This is a genomic window from Enterobacter cloacae complex sp. 6730903 (genome assembly GCF_048283985.1).
In the GTDB taxonomy this organism is placed as follows: Bacteria; Pseudomonadota; Gammaproteobacteria; order Enterobacterales; family Enterobacteriaceae; genus Enterobacter; species Enterobacter hormaechei_C.
Genome location: NZ_JBLVXX010000093.1, coordinates 1 through 4,834, shown reverse-complemented (window position 1 = coordinate 4,834; position 4,834 = coordinate 1). Strand labels below are relative to the sequence as shown.

General features: G+C 37.4%; 6 protein-coding genes. 2 read left to right on the top strand and 4 right to left on the bottom strand.

What is annotated here, in order from left to right:
• Positions 1 to 3: 3 nt before the first annotated feature.
• Genes ACNQ0W_RS24625 through ACNQ0W_RS24610 form a run of 4 tightly spaced genes read right to left on the bottom strand, consistent with a single transcriptional unit; the run spans position 4 to position 2,684 of the window.
• Positions 4 to 393 (bottom strand): hypothetical protein, encoded by a 390-nt coding sequence (locus ACNQ0W_RS24625; protein WP_000815011.1) that lies wholly within the window; start codon positions 391 to 393, stop codon positions 4 to 6.
• Positions 390 to 911: a hypothetical protein gene (locus ACNQ0W_RS24620; RefSeq protein WP_000598517.1), complete on the bottom strand. Its 522-nt coding sequence runs from the start codon at positions 909 to 911 to the stop codon at positions 390 to 392. The genes ACNQ0W_RS24625 and ACNQ0W_RS24620 overlap by 4 nt, the downstream gene beginning before the upstream one ends.
• Complete coding sequence (locus ACNQ0W_RS24615) at positions 904 to 1,740, bottom strand: hypothetical protein (RefSeq protein ID WP_000700976.1); 837 nt, start codon at positions 1,738 to 1,740, stop codon at positions 904 to 906. Before ACNQ0W_RS24615 ends, ACNQ0W_RS24620 begins: the two co-directional genes overlap by 8 nt.
• A complete protein-coding gene (locus ACNQ0W_RS24610; RefSeq protein WP_000718595.1) occupies positions 1,737 to 2,684 on the bottom strand; it encodes a metallophosphoesterase in 948 nt (315 codons plus the stop codon). The genes ACNQ0W_RS24615 and ACNQ0W_RS24610 overlap by 4 nt, the downstream gene beginning before the upstream one ends.
• 363 nt (positions 2,685 to 3,047) lie before the next feature.
• On the opposite strand from ACNQ0W_RS24610, the gene parM reads away from it, so the two are divergent.
• Together parM and ACNQ0W_RS24600 are read left to right on the top strand one after the other, a co-directional pair.
• Positions 3,048 to 4,085 (top strand): plasmid segregation protein ParM domain-containing protein, encoded by a 1,038-nt coding sequence (gene parM, locus ACNQ0W_RS24605; protein ID WP_000818954.1) that lies wholly within the window; start codon positions 3,048 to 3,050, stop codon positions 4,083 to 4,085.
• A gap of 11 nt (positions 4,086 to 4,096) precedes the next feature.
• The gene (locus tag ACNQ0W_RS24600) at positions 4,097 to 4,735 is read left to right on the top strand and encodes a hypothetical protein (protein ID WP_012695436.1); all 639 of its coding nucleotides are present in this window, start codon (positions 4,097 to 4,099) and stop codon (positions 4,733 to 4,735) included.
• Positions 4,736 to 4,834 lie beyond the last annotated feature (99 nt).

The following is a 4,834-nucleotide window of genomic DNA, read 5'->3' as shown; positions in this document are numbered from 1 at the left end:
ATATTAATATGGGGTGTGCGCAGGTTCAGACATATAAGGTCTTAGTTCTATATGAACAGAAGCGCCATTCCCATCATTTACTACGTTTAAAGGTGCTTTTCCCGGCAATGACATAGTTGCAACGTCAGGTCCAGAAACAGCAAAATTATTTTCTGCTGAAGGCATTACTGTAAAAATCTTTATAGCAACATTTTCATGTCTAAATAATGAAATCCCAAAAGTAGAACCAGCTTCGGTATTGCTCACGTCCACAACCACAGGGGTTTTTCCTAGATATTCATTAGTTAGTATGTTTTTTACTAATGCCCCTTCCGGGACAGTATAGATACGGTATGGATATGCTAAAGCCGTGTGACAAAAACATATTAAAATAACAATTAATGTTTGTTTCATAGATTATCCTCATTCAAAAATAAAAGATATAACTCTTGAAAATCGTGGTTAGTAATTAGGTCCGCTTTTCCGGGAAAATCGTAACTAACAGAAAATAAAAGCGAAAGCGAATCTTTTCCTTTTGCTTTGGGAGAGATTCTGCTAAAAGCACGGTTAATAAACATAAGTTGATCTTCATTGTTGAAGCAAAGTCCAAGCATTCCAACCGTAGGAACTACGAATGTGCTTACGCTGCCTGGGGGCAAAAGTTGCTTACTACGGGCATTGTAAGCACAACGACTACCACCTAGCGTTAGGCCTGAAAGCTCAATAAAACTTCTGGTTCCATTCTTGGCGACAAGCCAAACATCAGTTCCTGAACTTTCGACACGTAAAGTAACTTTTCCGTCAGTAAAGGCCTCACTTTTATTGTATAGAATAGGGTCAAAACCAACTGTCGGGAGTTCTTCGATTTTACTTTCTACTGACTGACAACCAGTCAGTAATGCAAACAATAAAAGTGTGATAACTTTAATCATCCCGCTTCCTTAGATTGTTTTTGGCGCTCGTTATAAAAGATAATGATTCACCGGGGTAGAGAATTGTTTCTTTCGTCCAATAACCATAACCACCGAGGATATTTTTTCTTTTCTCAATATAAACGGGTTCAGAAAATACTAAATGTTGATATTTAGGAAGAGATAAGATTTCATATTTTCCTTGTCCAACTAAGAGGTAATTCTTCTCTTTAGGATTGATGGTTACTGGATTACCAACACTTTGAGGTATGTTAAGTTTTTTTATATTTAGGTCAGAATAGTCAGGAACGGACACTTGATCATTAGACGTATTTCCGGGAAGAGTAAACCCTTTACCCTGATCCGGTCCAAAGATGGCAATTATATCTTTGTTGTTTCTTGTGATCGAAACGATAGCCTGAAGGGGCGTATTAGCAAGGTCATTTATAAACGATATAGTTAGACTTGATTTTGGCTCGACCCAAACAATGCTTTTTCCGGATGTGCCTTCGCTTAATGCAATTTTTTCATTTAGTAAGATTTTATTTTTGGCAATGATATTATACTCAAGTTTTGGTATCACAATAAAAAGTGATTCTTTATTTGAAACATTCATGATTTCTAAGAAATTGGTTTTGGTCATGCTGGTCTTTAGAACAGGCCTATATTTACCATTTATAAACCACCTTCCGTTTATAAGCTCCGCTTTAGCAGATATAAGTGAATCACTTTTCTGTGCGGCAGAAGAAAAAGCATCTTTTCTATGCTCTTTCTCTTGATGTGGTGCAGCTGCTGCGTGAAGATGCAAAAGTAATGTTGAAATTGAGATAATCTTCCAATTTATCTTCATCTTGTTACCTCAATGTTGTTTTCAATCGAATCGAGTTCTAAAGGATAGGTTTTAAGTGAATAAAACTTGTTTGTTGTTTGTATTAGCTGATGACACAATAAAACTGGATTGTTCTTCATGATTATTTCTACTAATGTAAGTGCTGGTGAGTCAGTTTGCGGTATACCCGGAGCAACTATTACCTGGTCTTCTAATTTTGACATATAGAGTGATCCAGTATTTATATGCAAACAATTACCGATCAGTACTGGAAGATTGTTTTGAGTACGACCATGGGCTTTTCGAATGCTGTTTACAGGATTCCTACCTAGGACCATAAGGTTGACGTCATTTATCATCATTGGTATTACGGCATGGTCCATACCGAATAGAAACTGGCTCTGAAAAATATTCACATTGGCATAGTTGAATGCTTGAAGCGCATTATAAGTATCAGTGAATGATGTGCGGATAGGGGCGTAATCAGAAGGGCAAACCCCAATTTTTATATCGCCTTTTAGTAAAATCTGCATCATCGTACCAAGCTGGGTATTAAGAAGTTTTTTTACCTCTTCCTCTAAATAGTAACGATTCACAGCTTTATGCCACTTTCCGCCCATTACACACCATCTCTCATTGAGGTATGTGCTGGGGTAAAATGTTCTCCGGTCTTTGTTTAATGGTAACAATTTTTTTAACATTTCTTCTCCGGCTCCGGCAGCTGAGAAATGCCTCACAAAACGTCCATCGAAAAAGCCACTGTTTATCGCCTTCATCAATTCTATGGGTTCCGGCCCATAGTCAAACAAATTTCCAGTAGAGAAAATTACTATCTCTTCTTCTGGCTTTGTAACTGATTGGATCAAGTTGCACAGCGCAGAGTAATGTCCATGAGGATCTGCCAGAAAGAAAATCCTTCCGGAGAAGTTTGTAAGGTCTATAGTTTGGACGTGCTCAGCTGCCATAAATTCCTCTACGTATGTTTACATCGATGATACGGTATTTCGAACTATGATTTTTTTACAAAAAGGCGTCATTTTGGATTCTAAGCCTAAGGACCTTTGTTACTTACAGGTAAAGGCCCCAGTCCTGGCTCTCAAACAGTTCATACTTAGGATGCAAAGTAACTTTCTGATTATAATTGGCTCCTTTATAAACATGGTTAATACATGAATACAGGAAATTTAACGGTAAGGTATTTAAAATGGAAGGATGCTGAAATAACATAGACTTACGTATTTTTTTAATAGTGTTAATGTTGATAATAGGTCACCATTAATGTATAAAGTTAATATCTAATATGGTCCTATTAATAAAAGAGAGTTTTTATGGCTGAACTATTAAAATCTGAAAGTCCTGTTTCACCATCAGTGCAGGATATCACTGAAGCTTTAAAAATCGTTGTCGATGATGGAAGTAAAGCTGCAAAACTGGTTTGTCTTAATGAAAGAAACGAATTAGTTCCCTTGCTTACACAAAATAGTTTTGTTCCAGATTTCCGTGTTCGCCATGAGGGTCTCAATCCTTTTAACTATCTTATTGATGGGCTGGAAAGGTTTTCGCATCACAGCGAATCTAGTAACTCACTGGAATCGACTGATGTATCTCACCAATACGATGAAATTAGCCGGTTAAATGTTCACCATGCACTTCATGCTTCTGGTTTAGTTCCTCAGGATGTTCACCTCTTTGTTACTTTACCACTTAGCCAGTTCTATACTGCTTTAGGGGAAACGAATATTGAAAATATTCAGAGAAAAAAAGATAATCTGATGAAACCAGTAGAGCGTTATCTTGACGGTAAACGCTATTCTTTTAACGTTTTGTCTGTGACTGTTTTCCCTGAATCTTTACCAGCTGTGACCCGGGCAGATGAAATTGAGGATATTGCTTCATTTGAATCAAGTTTGGTAATTGATCTTGGTGGTACTACTCTTGATGTTGCAAGTATTACTGGGCAATTAGAACAGATTTCGAAAGTAAAAGGTTTTGACCGTATTGGTTGTTCTATTGTTTACGATGAGATCAGCAGGTATCTTGAATCTGAGAAACTGAATACGAGTAATGCTTACATTCATCATCTTGTTGATAATCGTCATGATAAATCAGCTTTGAAGGTTGCAGAGGACAAGCGTGACGGTGTTTTTGATGCGGTAAACTCTGCGGTACAGAAGTTGCAAAGTAAAGTAATCAGAGCGGTTACACAAGTCGAAGAGAGGCCTCATAATGTTTTCCTTGTTGGGGGAGGTTCATATCTCATCGAAACAGCTATTCGTAAACATTTTGAAACGGCTAAAGTTATCATGGTAGACAATCCGCAGTTCGCATTATCTTTGGCAATTGCTGATACTATTTATTCAGAATAATGAGCTAGAACATGGCTAAATACCCTATCTCAAATAAGGCAGATAACGACCGGATTCAGATCCGGTCTTTCTGGATATCCGAAAGAAAAGCACCCTATGTTTATAGTTTCTTGAAAAAAACAGAACTTTGTCATAGGGGTGACCAACTGGATTTAATTAGGTCGGCTATTAGTACCGGGTTGGTATTAAATAATTTATTTCCTGACTTGGCAAATTTTATAAATGGTTTAAACGAAAGATTAACACTTGCAGATCTTAATAGGTTTCTGAATGATGGAAATACTATAGATACTGAACCTAAGCCTCCTATTAATGTATTGCTAGAGAATGTCTTAGATCAAAAGTTTAAGGAGTATTTAACACCTCTACAATTAGATAATTCAAAGCAGGATTCTGTTTCTGTAAAAGAAACCTTCCTTGTACAAAAGGAACATGCCTGCTTTGGTGTGAAGATTGAAAATGAGGGAAGCGATACCTCTATACCATCTGAAAGCCCACTTTCTTCAGGTGCATCCAAAATTTCAAAAGAAAAGTCCATTTCCTCTGTGGTGCCAGTGCTAGAAAAAGTATCGGATGAAAATCAAACCGCCTCCATAAGCATAAAATCTAAAGCTAAGGCAAACAAGCGACTAGCGACTTTGGCAAGATAGGGCTTTGTTGAATAAATCAGATTTCGGGTAAGTCTCCCCCGTAGCGGGTTGTGTTTTCAGGCAATACGCACGCTTTCAGGCATACCTGCTTTCGTCATT